This window comes from Streptomyces sp. NPDC050211 (genome assembly GCF_040656035.1).
Lineage (GTDB): Bacteria > Actinomycetota > Actinomycetes > Streptomycetales > Streptomycetaceae > Streptomyces.
In genome coordinates, this window is sequence record NZ_JBFALC010000015.1 from 129647 (window position 1) to 150516 (window position 20870).

Sequence of the window (20870 nt, forward strand, 5' to 3'; positions counted from 1 at the left end):
CATGGAGCCACGTCGCCGTGTGCGCGGCGGCGTGGCGCACATCGTCCTACAGCGCCAGCGGCAGTCCCGCGTAGTTCGCCGCCAGTTCGGCGGCCGCGTGGCGCGATGCGGTGATCCGGCGCAGACGGGCCCGCTGCAGCCGGTCGTCGAAGGCGTCCCCGTCCGGCCGTACATGCAGCATCGTCGTCATGTCGTACGAGAAGCGGGTCGCCTGCCAGACCCGGGCGAGGCACAACTCCGAGTATCTGTCGAGGAGTTGCTCCGACCCGGTGCGGTGCAGCTCATCGAAGGCGCGGGCGAGGACGCGTACGTCGGACACGGCGAGGTTGAGGCCCTTGGCACCGGTGGGCGGCACGATGTGGGCGGCGTCACCGGCGAGCAGCAGCCGTCCGTGGCGCATCGGTTCGTGGACGTAACTCCGCATCGGTGTCACCGACTTGGACGTGATCGGGCCGCGACGCAGGGTCCAGTCGGCGTCGATGGCGAAGCGCGCGGCGAGTTCCTCCCAGATGCGGTCGTCCGGCCAGTCGTCGGGGTCGGTGCCGTTCGGGACCTGCAGATACAGGCGTGAGACGCTCGGCGAGCGCATGCTGTGCAGCGCGAAGCCGTGCTCACCACGGGCGTAGATCAACTCATCGCAGGACGGCGGGACGTCGGCGAGGATCCCGAGCCAGGAGTACGGATAGTCGTGCGCGTACGAGCGACTGCGCGCGGCCGGGAAGCTGTCCCGGGCGATGCCGTGGGAGCCGTCGCAGCCGGCCACCCAGTCGCAGGCCAGCGCCTGCTCACGGCCCTCGTGCCGGAACCGTACGACGGGCGCCTCGCTCTCCGGCTTCTCCACGGCGAGCACCTCCGCCTCGAACAACAGCGGTGGGCCTTCGGCCAGTTGGAGCGCCACGAGGTCCTTCACGATCTCGGTCTGGGCGTAGATCGTGACGGTACGGCCGCCGGTGAGGGCCGGGAAGTCGAGGTGGTGCCGTTCCCGGTCGAAGCGCAGCTCGATGCCCTGGTGGACCAGTCCCTCGGCGTCCAGACGGTCGGCGGCGCCGGCCTCACGCAGGGCGTCGACCGTGCCCTGCTCCAGCATGCCGGCGCGCTGGCGCTGTTCGACGTACTCCCTCGTTCTGCTCTCCAGCACGACGCAGTCGATGCCCGCCCGGTGCAGCAGACGGGCGAGGAGCAGTCCGGCGGGGCCGCCGCCGATGATGCCGACCGTCGTGCGCATGGTGCGCCTCCCGTGGGGTTCAGCTGGATTCGCGGTGCATCACCGTGGCACCGAGCACGGTGTGCCGCTCGGGTGCGGTGCCCGGGTCGCGGACCGCGCGGTCGACGAGTTCGGCGAGGTCACGGCCGGACGGCAGCTCGATGTGGACCGTGCTCAGCCGGGGCCGCAGCAGCCGCCCGAGCATCAGGTCGTCGGCTCCGATGATCGCCGTGTCCCCGGGTATGTCGACCCCCTCGTCCTGCAGCGCGCGCATCAGCAGCATCGCGTACTCGTCGTTGTACGCGAACACGGCGTCCAGGTCGAGTTCCCGCCAGCGCGCGGCGAGCCGGGCGCCTACGGACTCCTCGTAGGCGAGCGGCAGTTCGGTGACGGTGGCGTCCGTGCCGTGCAGGGCGCGGCGCACGCCGGCGAGGCGGGGCGCGGAGAAGGTCTCCAGGCCGGGCTCCTCCGGTACGACGACGCCGATCCGGCGCCGGCCGCGGTCGTACAGGTGGGTGGCGGCGCAGTGGCCCACGGTCGCGTGGTCCATGAGCAGGGCGTGGGCGCCGTCGACGGTTTCGGGGCCGAGGGTGACGACGGCCCGGGCGCCGGAACGCTTCAGCACCGTGACGCCCTGCGGGCCGAGGCCGGCGCCCGGGACGAGGACGGCGACGGGCCGCAACTCCGCCCAGGCGCGGGCGGCTTCGTCGCCGTGCAGGCCGACGGTGCCGTACTGGACGACCGTGTAGTCGAGCCGGCTGAGCGCCCACTGGAGCTCGTTGATGAACTGGCTGTAGAGCGGGCCGACCGGGATGGTCGGGGCGGGCATCAGGACCAGTCGGCTGTGCCCGGCGCGCAGGCTGCGGGCGGCGGCGTGCGGCACATACCCGAGTTCCTTCGCCGCCTGGTGGACCCGGCGCCGGGTCGGTTCGCTGATCCGGACGGCGCTGGTGTTGTTGAGCACGTAGGAGACGGTCGCGCGCGAGACGCCGGCCAGGCGGGCCACATCGGCGCTCGTGGGCACGGGGTGCTGCGCGGGCGACACGGGGGCGGGCGTTTTCGGTATCTGCACCATGACGTCTCGCATCTTGGCAGAGGGCCGGGGCGGGGGTGCGGGCGGGATCGGGCGGGTGAAGATTGTACGAACGGGGCTCAGCGAGGCGGGTCGGTACGCGTGACGCGGGCGACCAGGTCGACCCAGCCCGTCTCCAGCCGCTCCAGCGGCATCCCGCACTGCTTGGCCAGATGGTGGATCACGGCGGGATCGAGGTAGCCCAGCAGCGTCTGGGCGAGGAGCTGGCAGTCGGCGTCGGGCACGATCTGCCGCAGCAGGATCACCATGTGCGTGCGCAGCGCCCGGACCGACGGGTGGGAGTACCGGCGGGTCGGTTCGGGCTGGGCGGCCAGTTCCAGCTCCAGCTGTTCGACCGAGCGGTACAGCACGGCCACGCCGAACGCCCGCAGCCGCTCGACCGGCGGCGCCCCGGGCCCCAGGGGCGGCGGTCCGCCGAGGAAGTCGGCCTGGAGCTTGCGCGCGGAGTGGTCGAGCAGCGCCGTCAGCAGACCCGTGCGGTCGCCGAAGCGGCGGAAGACCGTCCCCTTGCCCACTCCGGCCGCCGCGGCCACCGCCTCCATCGTGACCCCGGCGACGCCGTGCTCAGCGATCAGCTCGGCGGCGGCCTCCAGCAGCCGGGCCCGGTTGCGGGCCGCGTCGGCACGCAGGCACGGCTCGTCCTCGGCGCTGCCGAGCTGGAGCAACCCGGCATCGTCGAAGGGCTCTTGAGGCCCCGGGAAGGGCGGCAGAGGGGCGGACATGAAAACAGCGTAAAGCATGGGGAATGAAACTGGACCGCGGTCCGGTTATGGTGCTACACATTAAGCGGACCCCGGTCCGGATCGTTTCGGCAATGTTTCAGCACCCCTGGAGTACGCATGTCTGTTCGCATCCTGGCGCTCGTCGGCAGCCTTCGCGCCGGTTCGCACAACCGTCAGCTCGCCGAGGCCGCCGTCAAGCTGGCCCCGGAGGGCGCGGATATCCACCTGTTCGAGGGCCTGGCCGAGATCCCCTTCTACAACGAGGACATCGACGTCGAGGGCAGCGTCCCGGCCCCGGCCGCCAAGCTGCGTGAGGCCGCGCAGGCCGCCGACGGCTTCCTGCTCTTCTCGCCCGAGTACAACGGCACCATCCCGGCCGTCCTGAAGAACGCCATCGACTGGCTGTCCCGCCCGTACGGCGCCGGCGCGATCACCGACAAGCCGGTCGCCGTGGTCGGCACCGCGTTCGGCCAGTACGGCGGCGTGTGGGCGCAGGACGAGGCCCGCAAGGCCGTGGGCATCGCCGGCGGCAAGGTGCTGGAGGACGTCAAGCTGTCCATCCCCGGTTCCGTGACCCGCTTCGCCGAGACGCACCCGGCCGACGACGCCGAGGTCGCCGCGGACCTCGCCGAGGTCGTCGCCCGGCTGCACGTGTACGCCGGCGAGACCGCTGCGGCCTGAGCCACACCCCTCCCACAGGGGCCGGAGCCGCGAGAGGCTCCGGCCCCTGCATGCGTCAGGCCACCGCCTTGGGCGCCAGCTCACGCAGTTCCGCCAGCGCGGCAGCGACCGCGGGGCGCTCGTGGCCGCCGCGGCGCGTGCAGGTGAGGAGCTTGCGGTGCGGGTCGGCCGCGCACTGCACCCGGGTGATCGGCAGGTGGGGCGTCAGCTGTGCCAGCCGTGGGATCAGCGCGACCCCGAGGCCGTGCGCGACGAGATGCGCCATCACGTTCCAGTCCATCGCCTGGTGCACGACGTCCGGAGTGAACCCGGCCGCCCCGGCCGCCGACAGCACATGCGGACGGCAGGGGCTGTCCGGCACGGGGGCGATCCAGGGCTCGTGCGCCGCCTCCGCGAGGTCGATCCGGTCCCGCCCCGCCAGGGGATGATCCTCGGGCACGACAAGGTCGAACGGGTCGTCCAGCAGCGGCTGTTGATCGAAGCGCGCGTCGCTGAGGGGCGGGTTGAACACGGTGGCCTCGACGACCGCCAGATCGCTCTCCCCCTCAAAGAGCAGGTTGAAGCTCTCGGGCACCTCCGCCTCCTGGATCCGCACGTCCAGACGCGGATGGCGTGCGCGCAGCCGCGCCGCCATGGGCGCCAGCAGCACCGAGACGGCCAGCGGGAATCCGCTCGCGCGCAGGGGCCCCGCGGGTTCGCCCTGGCTGGCCCGCAGATCCAGCTCGGCCCGGTCCCAGCGGGCCTGGATGGCGTCGGCGTGCGCGAGCAGGCTCTCGGCGGCCGGGGTGAGTCGTACCCCGCGACCCTGCGGTTCGAGCAGGTCGACGCCCAGATCGCGGGCCAGCTGCCGGATCTGCTGGGAGGCCGCGGACGGCGTGAAGTGCAGGGCCTGGGCGGCCGCGGTGACCGTGCCGTAGTGGGCGACGGCCCTCAGGACGTGCAGTCGGCGCAGGTCAATCATGAAGTCCACGCTTCAAGGTGGAGTCCACGAAGTCAACCTGGACGTGTACGGAGGTTGCGCAGCACGCTGGCTGTGTCGCGACGGTCAACCAGCCATGACGTCCAAGGAGTTCCCATGACCAGCACGTCCGGCACCGTCTGCCCGCACTGCGGCTGGCCCGACGGAGCCGAGCCCTTCCAGGTCGTGTCCCGGCACGTCACCGCGGTCGGCACAACGGTGTGGACCCGCTGCGGCTGCGGCTCGCTCCAGGTCCGGGTCGTCGACGACCACGGCATGCGGATCGTCTCCCGCAGCCGCCCCGCCCTCACCGAGCCGAGCACGGCGAACTAAGCCACGCGTTCCGACTCGTTCTCCTGCTCCTGCTTCTTCGCGGCCCGCAGGCTCGTCACCGTCGTCACCGCCAGGACCAGCACGATGAAACCGAGCGAGAAGGGGATGGAGATCTCGGGGACGTGGACCCCCGACTCGTGCAAGGCGTGCAGCACCAGTTTGACGCCGATGAAGCCGAGGATGATCGACAGGCCGTAGCTGAGGTGGACCAGCTTCTTCAGCAGGCCGCCGATGAGGAAGTACAGCTGCCGCAAACCCATCAGCGCGAACGCGTTGGCGGTGAAGACGATGTACGGGTCCTTGGTCAGACCGTAGATGGCGGGGATGGAGTCGAGGGCGAAGAGCACGTCCGTCGAGCCGATGGCGAGCATCACGACCAGCATCGGGGTCATGACCCGCTTGCCGTTCTGCTCGACCCACAGCTTGGTGCCGTGGTAGCGGTCGGCCACACCGAAGCGGCTCTCGACCATCTTGAGCAGCTTGTTCTCCTGGTACTCCTCCTCGTGCTCCTCCTTGCGGGCGTCCTGGATCAGCTTCCAGGCGGTCCAGATCAGGAAGGCGCCGAAGAGGTAGAACACCCACGAGAACGTGGAGATGATCGCCGCGCCGGCCGCGATGAAGCCCGCACGCAGGACGAGGGCCATCAGCACGCCGACCATCAGCACGCGCTGCTGATACTGCGAGGGCACCGAGAACTTCGCCATGATCAGGACGAAGACGAAGAGGTTGTCGACGCTCAGCGACTTCTCGGTGATGAACCCGGCGAAGAACTCACCGGCGGGCTGCCCGCCGCCGAAGACGGCCAGCCCGAGCCCGAACAGACAGGCCAGCACCACCCATACGACCGTCCAGGTCCCCGCCTCCTTGACCGACACGTCGTGCGGCTTGCGGCCGATGAAGAAGTCGACGGCGACGAGGGCACAGAGCGCCACTACGGTCAGCAGCCAGACGGAGAGGGAGACGTTCACGGGATACTCCTAGTGCGATGGGGCCTGGACAGCGTTGTCGCCGCTCCCTTTCCCTTCCACTGACGGAAGGTGAACAAGAGGTCATGTCATGGCAAGGTCCCACACACGGATGTGCTGGTCAGCGGGGTGCCACCCGCCGTACGGCGGGCAGGTTCCGCCGTACGGCGGCGCTCTGGAGCCGCTGCCGCGCGCGGACCATGACCGCAAGAGCCGCCGCGCGACAGCGTGATGTGAGGAGAAGCCATGACCCAGGTGCCGCCCCCGTTCGACCCCGAGCTCGCCGCCGCGCTGGATACGATCAAGGACATGATCTCGCCCAGCTTCACGCCGGAGGAGATCGAGGCGGTGAGGACCGGCCCGGGCATCCAGATGCTGGCCGAGCTGGACCTCACCGACGGCGGGTTCTTCGAGGTGGAGGACCGGGTTGTGCCGGGGCCGGAGGGAGCCCCGGACATCTCGCTGCTGATCTGCCGTCCGGCCGCCGAGCCGGTCGCGGGCCCGCGTCCGGTCGTCTACCACGTCCACGGCGGCGGCATGGTCCTCGGCACCAACCGGGTCGGTGTGGACGTACCACTGGCCTGGGCCCGTGAGCTGGACGCGGTCGTGGTGTCCGTCGAGTACCGGCTGGCGCCGGAGCATCCGCATCCGGCACCGGTCGAGGACGTGTACGCGGGTCTGGTGTGGACGGCGGAGCACGCCGAGGAGATCACCGGGGACGCGGAGCGGATCGTCGTCGCCGGCGCGAGCGCGGGCGGCGGACTGTGCGCGGCGCTGGCCCTGCTCACCCGTGACCGCAAGGGCCCGCAGCTGGTCGGGCAGCTCCTGATGTGCCCGATGCTGGACGACCGCAACGACACGCCGTCGTCGTACCAGATGGCGGGCCTCGGCATATGGGACCGCACCTCCAACGACACCGGCTGGACGGCGCTGCTCGGCGAGGCGCGCGGCGGCCCGGACGTGCCCGCCTATGCGGCACCGGCCCGGGCGGAGGACCTGACCGGGCTCCCGCCGGCCTTCCTGGACGTCGGTTCCGCGGAGACCTTCCGGGACGAGGTCGTCGCCTACGCCTCACGCCTCTGGCAGGCCGGCGGCGTGGCCGAGCTGCATGTGTGGCCGGGCGGCTTCCACGGCTTCGACGGCTTCGCCCCGCAGGCGGCCCTGTCCCAGGCGGCCCGGGCGGCACACGTGCAGTGGCTGCGACGGCTGCTGGCGAGCTGACGCCCGGCCGATCCCCGCTCCCCCGGATCCGGTGCCCCCACAGGCGGCCCTGACCCGGGCCGCACGGGCGGCACCTGTGCAGTGGCTGCGCCGACTGCTGGGGAACTGAAGCCCGGCCGATCCCCGCTCCCCCCCGGATCCAGTGCCCCCGCAGGCTCCTCATCCACGCCCCGATGCCGCACCATGGGCAGATGAAAGAGCTGGCCGGGCGCCTGACGGCGCTGGATCCGGACGCCGGTGCCGCCGTGCGGGTCATCGCCTACTTCGACCGGCTGTTCGAGTCGCGGGCGGGCCTGGAGGCGCTGGTGCGCGGGGCGGCCGTACTGGCCGGGGTGCCCGCGCGGCTCGTCGACGCCGACCGGCGGGTACAGGTGCGCGTGGAGCCGGACGGCACCCGGCGGGACTCCGACCTCCCGCCGGACCCCGGCTGGCCGTCCGCAGCGCTGGTTCCGGACGGTGCGCCGGCGCTGTGGCTGGAGCGTGCGCCGGTGGAGCAGCCCAGTGTGGTCGACGCGGTGATCCTGGAGCGGGCGGCCGGTGCCGTACGGCGGGTCCTCGACCGCACCCGCGGCCGGGCCCCCGTCGACGACCCCGCCCTCGTCGAAACCCTCCTCGACGCCACCGCACCGGAGGCGGCCCGGCTGCACGCCGCCCGCCGGCTGGGCCTGGACGCCGCGGGACGGGCCCGCGCCCTGGCGCCGTACGACGGCCGCCCCCGCATCGCACCGGCGCACCCGGAGACCGAGCCGCCGCACACCGGACAGCGCATGGGCGTCGGACCCTCCGTCCCCGTGCTCGACCTGCCGTCCTCCTGGGCGGCGGCCCGCACCGCCCTGCGCTTCACGGCGGACGGCACCGCCCAGGACCCCGGCGCGCGCGTCGTGCACGCCGACGACCTGGGCGGTATCGCGCTCCTCGCCGACCTGGTCGTCCCCGGTGCCGAACCCCCGCCCGACGTCCGCGCCGTGGAGGCGGCGGCAGCGGCGACGCCCTGGCTGCTGGCCACACTGACCGCGGTCGCCTCGACGGCGAGCCTGCGCGCGGCGGCCACCGGGATCAACGTCCACCACTCCACGCTCCAGGACCGGCTGGCCCACGCCGAGCATCTGCTGGGCTGGCCGGTGCGCACCCCGCAGGGCCGGCTCAGGCTGCAACTCGCCCTGACGATGCGGCACTTGGCGCGCTCATAACCCGGGACGCGCCCTACCTCGCCCCCGACGACGAGCGCTGCTCCAGTCGCCGCAGCGCCATCCGGCCCCACTCCAGGTTCGCCCGCTCGAAGGCCATCCCGCCCATCAGCGTGAGGTAGGGCCCGATGCGCTCGGCGTCGGCGAAGTACTCGTCCTCGCCGCGCCCGGCCAGCAGCCGCTCGCGCATCCGCTCGTACCGGGCCAGCTTGGCGGTGGACCGCTCCACCCGCTCGACGATCGCGGCCCGTACGGCGTCGATGTCCCCGATGTCGACGCACTGGACCCGGACCATGAGCTCGTCCCGGATGGCCGTCGGTTTCGAGGGCCCTTCGGCGACATAGGCACGCAGGACGTCGCGACCGGCTTCGGTGAGCGAGAAGAGCCGCTTGTTGGGCCGGCGCTCCTGCTGTACGACCCGGGCGGAGACGAGCCCCTCGCTCTCCATGCGTTCCAGCTCCCGGTAGAGCTGCTGAGGCGTGGCCATCCAGAAGTTCGCCACCGAGGCCTCGAACCCCTTCGCGAGGTCGTACCCGGACGCCTCACCCTCCAGCAGCGCGGCCATCACCGCATTACGCAACGCCATGGCCTCAAATTATCAGTCCGTTGATTACTCAACGGGGCGACCGTCGCCTCGCCCAAGGTCTTGACCCGGCGCCGAATGTTACCGGTAACATCCCTCCTCGTGACCGAACAACAGACCGCTCGGCCCCTCACCCCTCCCCCGGCTCGTTCCGTCTTCAGCCCTTCCGCGGTGGTCGCGTCCTGCGTGGGCTTCGTGCTCATCGGCGTGCTCCAAGCCCTCTACGGCCCCTCGATCCCGGCCCTCCGCGAGGAGTTCGGCCTGTCGCCCTCGGCCGCCGGGCTGGCGCTGAGCGCGCACTTCGTGGGCGGGGTGGCCGGTGTGCTGCTCTTCGACCGGCTGTACGGCCGGATCGGCAACCGGCGGCTGCTCGGCGTCTCCTATCTGCTGATGGCGGTCGGCGCGGCCGGGTTCGCGCTGGCGCAGAGCTGGCCCGTGGCCCTGGCCGCCGCACTGCTCGCCGGGCTCGGGTTCGGCGGGATCGACTACGGCCTGAACCAGCTGTTCGCCGTCGGCTTCGGCCACCGTTCCACCGCGATGCTGAACGTCCTCAACGCGCACTTCGGCGTGGGCGCGATCCTCGGCCCGGCGCTGATCGGGGTGGTGGGCGCGGAGCACTATCCCGCGGTGTTCCTCGGTTTCGCGCTGGCCAACCTGCCATTGCTGCTGTGCCTGAGGGGCGTACGGGACCGGGTGTCGCCGCCCGCCGGCGTGGTGCCGGAGTCCGGTGCCGGGGTCCTCCGCCGCAGCCTCGGCTCGGTGCTCGCCGTGTTCGTCGCGCTGTATGTCCTGCACGTGGGCATCGAGGCAGGGGTGGGCGGCTGGGAGCCCACCCATCTGGAGACCGTGGGCTATGGCGCCGGGGCCGCGGCCACCGCCACGTCCGTGTACTGGCTGATGATGACCGTCGGCCGCTTCCTGGTGGCGCCTCTCGCGCTGCGCTTCTCGGCGCAGGCCATCATCACCGTCTCCTGTGCGGGCATGACGGTCTGCCTGCTGCTGGCCGCCGTGCCGGCCCTCGCCCCGTACGCGTACGCCGGGGTCGGTCTGTTCATCGCCCCGATCTTTCCCACCGGGCTGCCGTGGCTGCACCGGGCGGCCCCGGGCGCCCGGCGGGCCGGTGCCGTCGTGATCGCCGCGTCGATGGCCGGCGGTGTCGCGGCCGGTCCAGCACTCGGCAAGGCCATCGAGTGGTCCGGGATCCGTGCGGTCCCACTGCTGCTCTGCGCCGTCTCGGCGGTCTGCCTGGCCGCGACGCTCTGGCTCATCCGCGCGACCCGACGCCGCGCTGAGCGCTCCGCTGGGTAGGCAGTTTGTTCGCTGCGGGCCGGTGGGGGCTGATCGCGCAGTTCCCCGCGCCCCTTGCGGGGCGCGGTTCCCCACCCGCGGGACGGTCGTGGGCGGTCCCGGCCGGGACAGGGCCTGTCGTGCGGGCCGCCTATGCTGAGTGCCTGCCGCCGCGATGTCGAGGAAGCACCCGTCATGACCAGTAGCGCCGTTCCCAAGGGGCGCAGCCGTCGGAACTTCGCCGGGGCGCGTCCCGTCATGGACGACGTGGCCCGGCTGGCCGGTGTCTCGAAGCAGACCGTGTCCCGGGTGCTCAACGACAACCCGGCCGTACGCCCCGAGACCCGCGAGGCGGTGCGGGCCGCGATGCGTGCGCTCGGCTACCGCCCGAGCCGCAGTGCCCGGTCCCTGGCCAGCGGCAGGACCCGCATGCTTGGCGTCATCTCCTTCGACGCGGCGCGCTACGGGCCCGCCTCCATCCTCACCGCGATCAACACGGCGGCGCAGGAGGCCGGTTACCTGGTGAGCTCCATCGCCCTCGACACGGCCGACCCCCACACGGTGGTCCAGGCCGTGGACCGGCTGTCGGCCGAGGGCGCGGACGGCGTGATCGCCATCGCCCCGCAGGAGTGGGTGGGCCGGGCGCTGGCGGACGCCCGCCTCGACAGTCCGCTGGTGGTCCTGGAGAACGACCTCGGGGGCGGCGGCACGCCCCTGGTCACCGCGAATTCCCGCATCGGCGCCCGTGACGCCACCGAGCACCTGCTGAGCCTCGGTCATCCGACCGTCTTCCACATCGCGGGCCCGACCGGATGGACCTCCGCCGATCTGCGAGTCGCCGGCTGGCAGGCGACTCTGGAGGCGGCCGGGGCCGAGGTGCACGCCCCGCTGACCGGCGACTGGAGCGCCGAGTCCGGATACGACCTGGGCCGGCGGCTGGCCCACCGCTCCGACGTCACCGCGGTGTTCGCGTCCAACGACCAGATGGCGCTCGGCGTGCTGCACGCCCTGCACGAGGCCGGGCGGGCCGTCCCCGAGGACGTCAGTGTCGTCGGCTACGACGACATCCCCGAGGCCGCCCACTTCCTCCCGCCGCTGACCACCGTCCGCACGGACTTCGCCGAGATCGGCACCCGGTCACTGCGGCTGCTGCTCAACCGCATCGACGACCCCGCCGAGCCGCCCCGCGTCGAGCCGCTCGTCCCGGTCGAACTGGTCGTCCGCCGCAGCAGCGGTCCCTACCGCCGCTCCTCCTGAAGCACCTTCACGTCCCAGGGCCCCAGCGGCACCGCCTCCGGGTGCACCGCGCCCGACAGCACATCCCGTACGGCCGCGGGCACCGGAACCGACACCTCCTCCCACGACCAGTTGTGCAGGAAGCGCACCCGCCGGCCGTCCCGGGCGGTGGCGGAGGCAACGGTGACGCTCGGCAGGGCCGGGCGCCACTCGTCCGCCGGGACGGCCCACCGGAACAGGGCCCGGGCGAACTCGGGGTCGGGCACCGTGCCGACATACGTGATCCGGCCGGCTCCATGCCGGTGAGTGGTGGCCGCGGGCCAGCGCCCGAAGTGCGGATGCTCGTACGCCGCCAGCACCTCGGCGCCCTCCGGCCGCAGACCGTCCGCCCAGTGCAACGCGTGGGCGCCCGGCGGGAGTGGGAAGTCCGAGCTGCCGGTCACGGTGAGCGGTGCTCCGAGGTTGCTGAATTCGTCGTACGTCACCCCGGCCGCCTCGGCGAGCCGTCCCGGCTGTGCCTCGGTGCGAGCCCTGGCCTCGGTGTCGGCGTAGGCCGTGCGGGGGCCCAGGATCAGGTGGCCGCCGTTCGCCGCATACTCCTTGAGCCGGTCGAGGGTCTCGTCGTCGGCGGCGTAGAAGGCGGGGACGACCAGGACGGGGGGCAGGTCGTGGTCGGGCAGTTGGCCGGGGTGGAGGATGCGGGACTGGAGGCCCGCGTCGAAGGCGCCGCGGTAGAAGGCGTCGAAGATGGTCTGGTACGAGCTTTCGTCGGCGCTCCCGCCGGGCCGGGCGAGTGGCGCCTGGGCCTGGAGCGCCCACTTGCTCGGCGAGGAGTAGAGGAAGGCCACGTCGGCATCGGGAGTCAGGGCTGACACCAGGTCACCCGCCGTCTCCAACTCCCGTCCCAGAGCGGCCAGTTCACGGTAAACGCGGCCGGGGCGGCCGTTGTGCGGGAGGATGCCGCCCCAGTAGGTCTCGGTGCCGAAGTGCAGGGTGTGCCAGTGCCAGTACTCGATCATCGAGGCGCCGCGGGAGACCAGCGCCCAGGCGGCCTGGCGCCACTGTCCGTCGTAGGCCGGGCGGTTGTTCCACGGGGTGCCGATGGCCTGGGCGTTGGTCTCGGTGACCAGGTAGGGCTCCTGGCGGGAGGAGTACATGCGGTCCGCGCTGCGGTACAGCGCCCAGGTGCCGTTGGTCGTCCAGCCCTGATCGTCGCGGTTGCGGTCGGGCAGCGCGAGGGCGTCCTGCATCGTGTAGTAGGGGTTGCCCGCCGTGACGTCGAGGCGCTCGGTGAGTTTGTCGTCCTCGACGCCCTTGCGGTCGTAGGAGATGCAGGTGGTGACGAACTGGCCGGGGCGGGCGTACTCGCGCACGATGTCCGCCTGCCAGGCGATGAACTCGGTGGTGAGGCGGGCCTGGAAACGGCGCCAGGCGAGGTCGTACTGGGGCTGGGCGTTGTTGTCGGGGGTCCACAGGTCGGCCCACGTGGACAGCCGGTGGGACCAGTAGACCAGGCCCCAGGCGCGGTTGAGGGTCTCCACGTCTCCGTACTGCGCGCGCAGTTCGTCGGTGAAGCGCTGGAACACGCCGTGGTTGTGGAAGAGTTCCAGGCCGGGTTCGTTGTCTACCTGGAAGCCGATCACGGCCGGGTGGTCGGCGTAGCGGCCGACGACCTTGCGGATGATCCGCTCGGCGTGGAAGCGGAACGCCGGGTGAGTGAAGTCGACCTCCTGCCGGGCGCCCCAGCCGATGCGCTCACCGGTGCGGCGCTCCCCCGCGATCTCCGGGTACTGCCGGGCGAGCCACGGCGGCACCGCGTAGGTGGGCGTTCCGAGGACGACGGAGATCCCCCGCTCCTGTGCCCCGTCCAGCACCGGCTGCAGCCAGTCGAGGTCGAAGCGGCCGTTCTCCGGTTCCCAGGTCGACCAGACCGACTCGCCGACCCGGATCACCGTGAAGCGGGCCTCGGCCATCAGGTCGAGGTCGTCCTTGAGGCGCTCGTAGGGCTGGTACTCGTGGTAGTAGGCGGCACCGAACAGAACCCGTCGCGGCAGGTCGAACATGCTTCTCCTATACGTTGGTTGAGGCAGCGTCAGCCCTTGACGGCGCCGGTGGACAGGCCTTCGAGGAGCTGTTTGCGCAGCAGGACGAAGAGGGCGACGGCGGGCAGGACGGCGAGGACGGCTCCGGCGAGGACCAGGTCGTACTGGCGCTGCTCGGAGACGAACAGGGTCTGCAGGCCGAGGGGCAGGGTGTACTGGGAACTGTCGGACACCAGGACCAGCGGCCACAGGAAGCTGTTGTAGCTCTGCAGGAACGTCCACACCGCCAGCGCGCCGAGCGCGGGCCGCAGCAGGGGCAGCACGACGCGGCGGAAGATGCCGAACTCACTCGCGCCGTCGATACGGGCCGCTTCGAGCACCGAGTCCGGGACGGACTGCACGATGTACTGCTGCATCATGAAGATGCCGAACGCGGGCGCCACCCAGGGCACGATCAGAGCGAACCACGGGCTTCCCAGACCGGTCTTGACCAGGATCACGAACAGCGGCACCAGGATCACCGCGAACGGGATGGACAGCGAGCTGAACATGACCGCGAACAGCGGCCGTTTGCCCGCGAAGCGGAACTTGGCGAAGCCATAGCCGGCCAGGGCGCACACGAACACCGACACGGCCGTCGCGATGACCGCGACCACGGTGCTGATCACGAACCAGCGCACGAAGGGCTGATCGTCGATCAGGGCACGGTAGTTGTGCAGGGTGAACGGGTCCGGGATCAGCTCGGGCGGGTAGGCGAAGATGTCGCCGCGCGGCTTGAACGAGCCGCTCAGCGCCCACAACAGCGGCGCCAGGAAGGCCAGGAGCAGCAGGACGAGCGTCGTGTACAGCAGGGTTCGGCCGGTCCGTGTGCCGGAGTTCATGAGGTCGCCCTCCCGATGCCGAGGAGACGGTTGAAGAGCGTGCTCAGACCGAAGACCACGACGAACAGCACCACCGCCGCGGCGGCCGCGTACCCGAACTGCTGGCGCTGGAAGGCGGCCCGGTAGATGAACATCGTCACGGAGAGGGTGGACTCGGCCGGTCCGCCGCCGGTCAGCAGATACGGCTCCTCGAAGATCTGCGCGGCGCCGATGAAGGAGGTGACCACGACGAACGCGGTCACCGGCTTCAGCGCCGGGAGGGTGACCGTCGCGAAGGTGCGCAGCCGTCCTGCTCCGTCGATCGCGGCGGCCTCGTACAACTCCTTTGGTACCGCTTGGAGTCCGGCCAGGAAGAAGACGGTGAGGTAGCCGGTCCAGCGCCACAGCATGACCAGGCCGATACTGATCTTGGCCATGCCCGGGTCGCCGAGCCAGTCGACGCCACCGGTGCCGAACAGGGCACGCAGCACGGAGTTCAGCAGTCCGAACTGCCGGTCGAAGATCAGCCCGAAGACGAGCGCGACGATGATCGGCGAGACGACGACCGGCACGAAGTACGCCGTCCGCCACAGATCGCGGACCCGCAGCCCCCGGGTGTTGAGGGCCTGGGCGATCAGCAGCGCGAGCGGTACGACCACGCAGACCGAGATCAGCACGAAGACGCCCGTGTTGCCGAGGGCCCGGTGAAAGCTGATGTCGGTGGCGAGGTTCCGGTAGTTGCGCAGGCCCACCCAGTGCGGGGTGCCCAGGCCGACCCATTCGGTGAGGCTGAGCCACAGCGAGACGGCGACGGGGATCAGCATGAACAGGACGTAGAGCAGGTAGAAGGGCGAGATGAAGAGGTAGGGCGCCCAGGACCGCTTCCGGGGAGACGTCCGGGCCGTGTCGACGCGCTCACGTGCGGTGTGAGCCCGGCCGGCGATGGTGGTGGTCATGTCGGGCCTCCTTCCTAGCGTCCGGCCTGGTCGCGGAAGTCTTCCGCCGTCTGTTTGAGCGCCTGACGTGGGCTGAGGTCGCCGTGGTAGGCGCGCAGCAGGTTGCCCGCGAGGACGTCGTAGAGGATCGACTGGTCCGGGCTCTGGTGGAAGGCGGGCACGTCCGGGAGCAGCGAGCGGTAGAGACGGAAGAGGCGCTGGCCGCCGCAGAACTCGTCGGTGAGGGCGTTGAGTTGGGGATCCTCGAAGACGGAGCGGCGGGTGGGGAGATAGCCGGTCTCCTCGAAGCGGCGGACCTGGCCGTCGTGTGTCAGCCACGTGTTGAGAAGGAACTCCGTGGCGGCCCGCGTGTTGGCCTTGCCCTTGAGGACGCCGAATCCGGTGCCGCCCGCCGCGGCCGTGATGCCGCCGCCCTTCGCGAACCGGGGCAGGGCCCTGACCCGCCATTTGCCCTTCTGCTCGGGCACGTTGGGCAGCAGGCCGTAGTTCTTGTACCAGATGGCCATGGGCAGGCCGATCACCTTGCCCTGCTTCAGGGCCGTCTGCATGGCGGCCCCGTAGTAGTCGGAGATGTCGACGACGAAGCCGCTGCGCAGTCCCTCGCACAGGAAGCGCAGCACCTCCTCCGCCTCCGCCGAGTCGAGGGCCAGTTGCTGGTCGGCGTCGAAGAAGGCTCCGCCGCGCTGGTAGAGCAGCATCTGGAAGGACTGCACGAGCTGGCCGACGTCACTGCCCGCGGTGGAGACGACGCACAGCGAGGCGCCGTGGTCCTGGTGTACGCGGGCGCCCAGTTCGGCGAACTCCTCCCAGGTCGGGACGGAGTCCGGGATGCCGTACTCGGTGAAGAGGTCGTCGCGGTAGTAGTAGACGACCATCGGGGTGTCCGAGTCGAGGGCGTAGACGCTGCCGTCCATGCTGTACGGCGCGGTGCGGGCCGGGAGCAGGTCCTTCTGGAGGCCGGGGACGGCGGCGATGTCGGCGGTGAGGTCGTGCAGCAGGCGCGGTGCGATGTCGCCGCGCAGCATCCGCGGGAAGCTGCCGATCTCGAATCCCGCGAGGTCGGGTGTGCCGCGGCCGGCGACGGCCTGGGCGAGCAGCTTGGTGACGAGGTCGGCGGCCCCGGCGCGGGTGACCTCGAGCCGGTAGCGGAAGTCGGTGAGTCGGTCGGCCTCGGTGATGCCTTTGGTGAAGAAGGCCTCGTATCCGGGGTCGTGGGTCCACAGGGCGAGCGTCACGTCTCCGGACGTACGGGCGGTGGTGCTCCCGGTGCCACAGGCGGCGAGTGCGGCGGCTGCTCCCAGTCCCAGGGCGCTGCGGAGCACGGTTCGGCGTGATGGGGTGTCCACACGTGACTCCTCACGTGGTGCGGCTGCGGAAGTGCGCGTGCGCGGCCGTCCCGGGCGGCGCACGCGGGCAGGGCGGATCGGGCCGGCGGCGGGGTGCCGCAGGCTGTTCCGCCGACGGATCAGCGGCTGGGTGCGGTGGAGGACCGTACGGCCAACTCGACCGCGAGCGCGGTGTGCCGGTCCGGACGGGACTTTCCTTCGATCATGGCGATGAGGGTGGCGACGGCGTGGTCGGCGACGGCGGTGAAGTCCTGCCGGACGGTGGTCAGGGGTGGGGAGAGGTAAGGGGCGGCGGGGATGTCGTCGTAGCCGACGATGCTCACGTCGTCGGGGACGGCCAGTCCCGCCTCGGCGAACGCGCGCAGGGCGCCGATCGCCATGTCGTCGTTGGCGGCGAACACGGCGGTGACGTCGGAGAGTCGGGCCAGCTGGCGACCGGCCGCGTACCCGGAGGCCGGGCTCCAGTCGCCCGCGGCCGGCAGCGGCGGCTCGGGGGCGCCGACGGCTTCGAGTGCCTCGCGCCAGCCGCGCAGTCGGTCCCGGGCGGCGTACCAGTCCTGGGGTCCGGGAAGGTGCCAGACCGTGCGGTGACCGAGCGCGAGCAGATGCTCGGTCGCCATGCGGGCGGCCGCCACACCGTCGGCGCCGACCACGGCACCCACCCCTTCGGTGAGCTCCATGCCCTCGCCGAGGCTGACCACCGGCACGTCCGCGCTGAACCGGAGCGGGGTGCCCTCGTCGATCGGTTCGGACAGGACGATCCCGTCCACGCCCTGTTCCAGGAGGGACTCGACGGCGACCGAGACACGCTGCCCCTCCAGGGTTCCGGCCAGCGCGAAGGAGTAACCGGCCCGCTGCATCGCCCGTTCCAGCGCGCTGAGCAGGGTGGACGGTCCGTACAGCGCTGTGCCCAGCGTGACGACGCCGATCCGTCGGTACCGGCCGAGGAGCAGGGCACGCGCCGCGTTGTTCGGGCGGTAGTCCAACTCCCGGATGACCCGCAGGACGCGGTCGCGTACCTCCGGGCTGACATGCGGTTCGCCGTTGACGACCCGCGACACCGTCTTCTGCGAGACACCGGCGACCCGGGCGACCTCCGTCATTCCGGGGCCGCGCCGACGTCGTCCGCCCTCGGCAGCGGTCGTCGCCATGCATCCTCCTCGTCTGCGACTACGTAGTCATGAGCGCGTGCGAGCCACCGGCCCAAGCCCCATGACTACGTAGTCATGTCAGTGTCAGGGCCGCTCAGGACCGAGTCAATGGTCCGTACGCCACCAACCTGAAACTCGCATGCGCGTGCGCCTGCGGCTCTGGGACCATCCCGGAATGGTCCACAGCCCCGAAGCACTGGTCGTACGTCACACGCGCCGCCTCCCCTCCCCGACGGGTCCCGCGGGCGAAGGCGCCGTCGCGGCACGGCAGTTCGACGCCGCGCTGATGTCCGTGGGCTTCAAGCTCTCCGCCGAGCTGCTGGAACGGCTGTCGGGGCTGTCCGAGGGCACGGTCGTCGACACGGCCGTCCGTACGCTGGCGGCCGTCCGCGAGATGGTCGGCGACCACGTCCGGCACAACGTGTACTTCATCGACTTCCCGGCCAACGTGCCGGACACCTTCGACTTCTGGATGCGCTGCATCGCCGAGGCCCTCGCCGACGACGCCACGCGTGATCGCACGCTGGAGCAGCTGAGCAGCGGCGTGGTGAACCTGCTGACCCTGCCGACGTACGGCAACTACCGCCACACCTACGCCGAGATGCTCGCCGCGCACCAGGAGCTGATCGCCGCCGCGGGCGACCGGATGACGGTCCTGCACCTCGGTGGCGCCCTGGACGACGAGGTGACCGCGCTCTATCTCGCCCTGGCCGGCAGCACCACGCCGCTCAACGAGGACGACCTGCGTGACCTCGACGTCCTCGCCGGGCTGTGCGTGCACGGTCCGCAGCCCAAGGCGATCCCGGTGCGGGAGAACCGGGCCGTCGTCAACCGGGCCCGCCTGGAGGCCGGTTCGGACCTGCTGCTGGACACGGTGACCGATGTGCTGCGGCTGGCCTGCGCGCTGTCGGACGGTGACGTGACCCTTCAGGAGCCGACGCGTTTCCGGGGGCTGTCCCGCCGGGTCCGCCGTGCACTGATGGCGGGACTCGACTCCGTGGTGGCCGCGTCCGAGGCCAAGCTGGCCGACGTACACGCGCATCGCGAGGCGTTCAAGCGGCTCGGTGAGCGGCTGCATCCGCACGAGTACCCGCGACTGCCGCACGCCGCCGAGGTGTTCGCGGTCGCCCGCGGCGAGAAGCGGGCGCCGTCCTTCGACGCCCGGGTCGAGGAGCTCCTCGCCATGGACGATGTCACCGGTGCGGTCCAGCTGCTGAAGTCCGCGCCGGGCAAGCTGTTCCGCGCGCTGGACCGGCTGCTGCGCTCGGCCGCCGGTCAGGAGGAGCGTGATGCCGTCGTGGCCGCCGCGGAGGAGGTCGCCCCGCTGGCCTCCGGCCGGGTCGTGCTGTCGGTGCGCGAGCATCTCCACAACCGGACCGAAGGGACCGGCGGGCGCCGGGTGTTCGTCAATCGCCTCGGCCGCGCCCATGTCACCGACGACACGCGTGCGCCGGTCCTGCCGGCGGAGCGCAAGCGACTGATCGCCGCGCTCGACGCCGAGACGCGGCGCCGACTCCCGGCCGTGGAGCGGCTGTTGGTGGATCCCGACATCCTCGACGTGGCACTTCCGCTCAGCGGCAAGGCGACCGCGTCCGGCCTCGGCGTGCTGCCGCGCGGCTCCGTCTCGCCGGTCGACGGCGAACTGCTGCGCTTCTTCGTCTACTGGAAGCAGAGGGAGCACGTCACCGACTACGACCTGTCGGCGCAGCTGCTGGACGCCACGTACACGACCGTGTCCTGGCTGTCGTACACCAACCTGCGGAATTTTGAGGGCGAGCACTCCGGCGACATCACCGACGCACCCGATGGCGCCTCGGAGTTCATCAACCTGCGTCTGGGGGCTGTGCGGAGCACGTTCATCGTGCCGCAGGTCAACATCTTCTCCGGGGAGGGTTTCGAGGAGGCCGCGGAGTCGTTCTTCGGGTTCATGCTGCGTGAGGCCGAGCAGCAGGGCCGACCCTTCGAGCCGCGCACGGTGCGGATGAAGTCGGAGATGCGCGGTCCGGGCCGGGTCGCGCTGCCGCTGGCGTTCCGGCGTGGGCGGGACGGCCGTTGGCATGCCCGGTGGCTGCACCTCTACCTGAAGGGCATGCCGTCGCACAACCGGGTCGAGGGCAACCGGGTGACGGTCGCGACGCTGCTGCGTGCGATCATGGAGCGCGAGCAGCTGACGATCCGTCACCTGACGGGTCTGATGGCGGACATGGGCGCGACGGTGCTGCCATGGGACGGCGCCACGGTCCCGGACGTGCCCGTGACCTACATCGGACTGGAGCGGCCCGAGGGTCTGCATCCGGACTCGCGGATCATCACCCCCGAAAATCTGCGCGACTTGATCCCCGACTGACTGTTACCGTTGCCCGTGGCGAGGCCATGAAGGGGCTTCCTTCTCATCCGCCGCGAAAGCGGCTTCGCTGATTCAGTCCCTTCGCTCTCCTCGCCCTCGTGCCCGGGCGGCACAGGCGGATCACCGCGCCTGTGCCGCCCGAGCCACGTCCAGGGCCTGTTCCGCGTAGCCACGGCCGAAGAGCACCGCGTGCACCAGCAGCGGGAAGAGCTGGTGTAGTCCCACGCGGTCCGTCCAGCCGTCGGCCAGGGGTGCGGTCTGCTGGTAGCCGTCCAGTACGAGGTCCAGGTGAGGGCAGCCGAAGAGGCGCAGCATCGCCAGGTCGGTCTCACGGTGTCCGCCGTGCGCGGCCGGGTCGATCAGCCAGGCGTGACCGTCGGCGCCCCACAGCACGTTTCCGTTCCACAGGTCGCCGTGCAGCCGGGCGGGCGGCTCGGCGGGGCCTGCCAGCTCCGGCAGCCGCTCGCAGACCCGCTCGATCACGGCCGCCTCCGCGGGGCGGATCGTGCCGTCGTCGACCGCGCGGCGCAGGTACGGCAACACTCGGTGTGCCGCGTACCACTCCGGCCAGTCGGTGCCCGGCGAGTTACGCATGGGGGCCAGCCCGATGTACGCGTCCACCGGGCCATCGGGCGGCGGGGCGCCGAACGCGGGCGCACCGGTCGCGTGCAGGGCGGCCAGCTCACCGCCGAAGCGGG

General features: G+C 71.4%; 19 protein-coding genes. 7 read left to right on the forward strand and 12 right to left on the reverse strand.

Annotation, left to right across the window (positions count from 1 at the left end):
• Positions 1-46 precede the first annotated feature (46 nt).
• From AB0I98_RS18455 to AB0I98_RS18465, 3 genes are all read right to left on the reverse strand, one after another.
• Entirely contained in the window at positions 47-1225 is a 1179-nt protein-coding gene (locus AB0I98_RS18455) for a 4-hydroxybenzoate 3-monooxygenase (RefSeq protein WP_362942553.1), read from the reverse strand.
• 19 nt (positions 1226-1244) lie between these two features.
• Positions 1245-2279: a LacI family DNA-binding transcriptional regulator gene (locus AB0I98_RS18460; RefSeq protein ID WP_362942555.1), complete on the reverse strand. Its 1035-nt coding sequence runs from the start codon at positions 2277-2279 to the stop codon at positions 1245-1247.
• Positions 2280-2356: 77 nt separating this feature from the next.
• Positions 2357-3037 carry a TetR/AcrR family transcriptional regulator gene (locus AB0I98_RS18465; RefSeq protein ID WP_362942557.1) on the reverse strand — a complete coding sequence of 227 codons (681 nt, stop codon included), beginning with the start codon at positions 3035-3037 and terminating at the stop codon, positions 2357-2359.
• 99 nt (positions 3038-3136) lie between these two features.
• On the opposite strand from AB0I98_RS18465, the gene AB0I98_RS18470 reads away from it, so the two are divergent.
• A complete protein-coding gene (locus AB0I98_RS18470; RefSeq protein WP_362942560.1) occupies positions 3137-3700 on the forward strand; it encodes an NAD(P)H-dependent oxidoreductase in 564 nt (187 codons plus the stop codon).
• 55 nt (positions 3701-3755) lie between these two features.
• Here AB0I98_RS18470 and AB0I98_RS18475 read toward each other — a convergent pair whose 3' ends face one another.
• A complete protein-coding gene (locus tag AB0I98_RS18475; RefSeq protein ID WP_362942604.1) occupies positions 3756-4661 on the reverse strand; it encodes a LysR family transcriptional regulator in 906 nt (301 codons plus the stop codon).
• Between the two features lie 114 nt (positions 4662-4775).
• Between AB0I98_RS18475 and AB0I98_RS18480 the strand changes: the two genes are divergently transcribed.
• Entirely contained in the window at positions 4776-4991 is a 216-nt protein-coding gene (locus tag AB0I98_RS18480; protein WP_362942562.1) for a hypothetical protein, read from the forward strand.
• Here the strand turns inward: AB0I98_RS18480 and AB0I98_RS18485 are convergent.
• Positions 4988-5959, reverse strand: coding sequence for a TerC family protein (locus AB0I98_RS18485; RefSeq protein ID WP_362942564.1), 972 nt, complete (start codon positions 5957-5959; stop codon positions 4988-4990). The two genes, AB0I98_RS18480 and AB0I98_RS18485, sit on opposite strands and share 4 nt — an antisense overlap.
• 243 nt (positions 5960-6202) lie before the next feature.
• Between AB0I98_RS18485 and AB0I98_RS18490 the strand changes: the two genes are divergently transcribed.
• Both AB0I98_RS18490 and AB0I98_RS18495 read left to right on the forward strand, forming a co-directional pair.
• On the forward strand, positions 6203-7177 hold the full coding sequence (locus AB0I98_RS18490; RefSeq protein WP_362942567.1) for an alpha/beta hydrolase: 975 nt from the start codon (positions 6203-6205) through the stop codon (positions 7175-7177).
• Positions 7178-7368: 191 nt separating this feature from the next.
• Complete coding sequence (locus tag AB0I98_RS18495) at positions 7369-8367, forward strand: helix-turn-helix domain-containing protein (protein ID WP_362942569.1); 999 nt, start codon at positions 7369-7371, stop codon at positions 8365-8367.
• A gap of 13 nt (positions 8368-8380) precedes the next feature.
• Here the strand turns inward: AB0I98_RS18495 and AB0I98_RS18500 are convergent, their stop codons facing one another.
• Positions 8381-8950, reverse strand: a complete 570-nt coding sequence (locus AB0I98_RS18500; RefSeq protein WP_362942571.1) for a PadR family transcriptional regulator — start codon at positions 8948-8950, stop codon at positions 8381-8383.
• Positions 8951-9049: 99 nt separating this feature from the next.
• On the opposite strand from AB0I98_RS18500, the gene AB0I98_RS18505 reads away from it, so the two are divergent.
• Together AB0I98_RS18505 and AB0I98_RS18510 are read left to right on the forward strand one after the other, a co-directional pair.
• The gene (locus AB0I98_RS18505) at positions 9050-10255 is read left to right on the forward strand and encodes an MFS transporter (protein WP_362942574.1); all 1206 of its coding nucleotides are present in this window, start codon (positions 9050-9052) and stop codon (positions 10253-10255) included.
• 174 nt (positions 10256-10429) lie between these two features.
• Positions 10430-11491 carry a LacI family DNA-binding transcriptional regulator gene (locus AB0I98_RS18510; protein WP_362942576.1) on the forward strand — a complete coding sequence of 354 codons (1062 nt, stop codon included), beginning with the start codon at positions 10430-10432 and terminating at the stop codon, positions 11489-11491.
• Here AB0I98_RS18510 and AB0I98_RS18515 read toward each other — a convergent pair.
• The 5 genes from AB0I98_RS18515 to AB0I98_RS18535 all read right to left on the reverse strand — a co-directional run bounded on the left by AB0I98_RS18515 (position 11473) and on the right by AB0I98_RS18535 (position 17825).
• Entirely contained in the window at positions 11473-13533 is a 2061-nt protein-coding gene (locus AB0I98_RS18515) for a beta-galactosidase (RefSeq protein ID WP_362942578.1), read from the reverse strand. The two genes, AB0I98_RS18510 and AB0I98_RS18515, sit on opposite strands and share 19 nt — an antisense overlap.
• A 29-nt stretch (positions 13534-13562) precedes the next feature.
• On the reverse strand, positions 13563-14393 hold the full coding sequence (locus AB0I98_RS18520) for a carbohydrate ABC transporter permease (RefSeq protein ID WP_362942581.1): 831 nt from the start codon (positions 14391-14393) through the stop codon (positions 13563-13565).
• The gene (locus AB0I98_RS18525) at positions 14390-15328 is read right to left on the reverse strand and encodes a sugar ABC transporter permease (RefSeq protein ID WP_362942583.1); all 939 of its coding nucleotides are present in this window, start codon (positions 15326-15328) and stop codon (positions 14390-14392) included. Before AB0I98_RS18525 ends, AB0I98_RS18520 begins: the two co-directional genes overlap by 4 nt.
• Before the next feature lie 14 nt (positions 15329-15342).
• Entirely contained in the window at positions 15343-16674 is a 1332-nt protein-coding gene (locus AB0I98_RS18530) for an extracellular solute-binding protein (protein WP_362942586.1), read from the reverse strand.
• Positions 16675-16793: 119 nt separating this feature from the next.
• Positions 16794-17825 (reverse strand): LacI family DNA-binding transcriptional regulator, encoded by a 1032-nt coding sequence (locus AB0I98_RS18535; RefSeq protein ID WP_362942588.1) that lies wholly within the window; start codon positions 17823-17825, stop codon positions 16794-16796.
• 175 nt (positions 17826-18000) lie between these two features.
• Here AB0I98_RS18535 and AB0I98_RS18540 point away from each other — a divergent pair, with 175 nt between their 5' ends.
• Positions 18001-20172: a hypothetical protein gene (locus tag AB0I98_RS18540; RefSeq protein WP_362942607.1), complete on the forward strand. Its 2172-nt coding sequence runs from the start codon at positions 18001-18003 to the stop codon at positions 20170-20172.
• A 120-nt stretch (positions 20173-20292) separates the two neighbouring features.
• On the opposite strand, the gene AB0I98_RS18545 is transcribed toward AB0I98_RS18540, so the two are convergent.
• Positions 20293-20870 (reverse strand): fructosamine kinase family protein (locus tag AB0I98_RS18545; protein ID WP_362942591.1); only part of this gene is annotated, 578 nt, incomplete at its 5' end.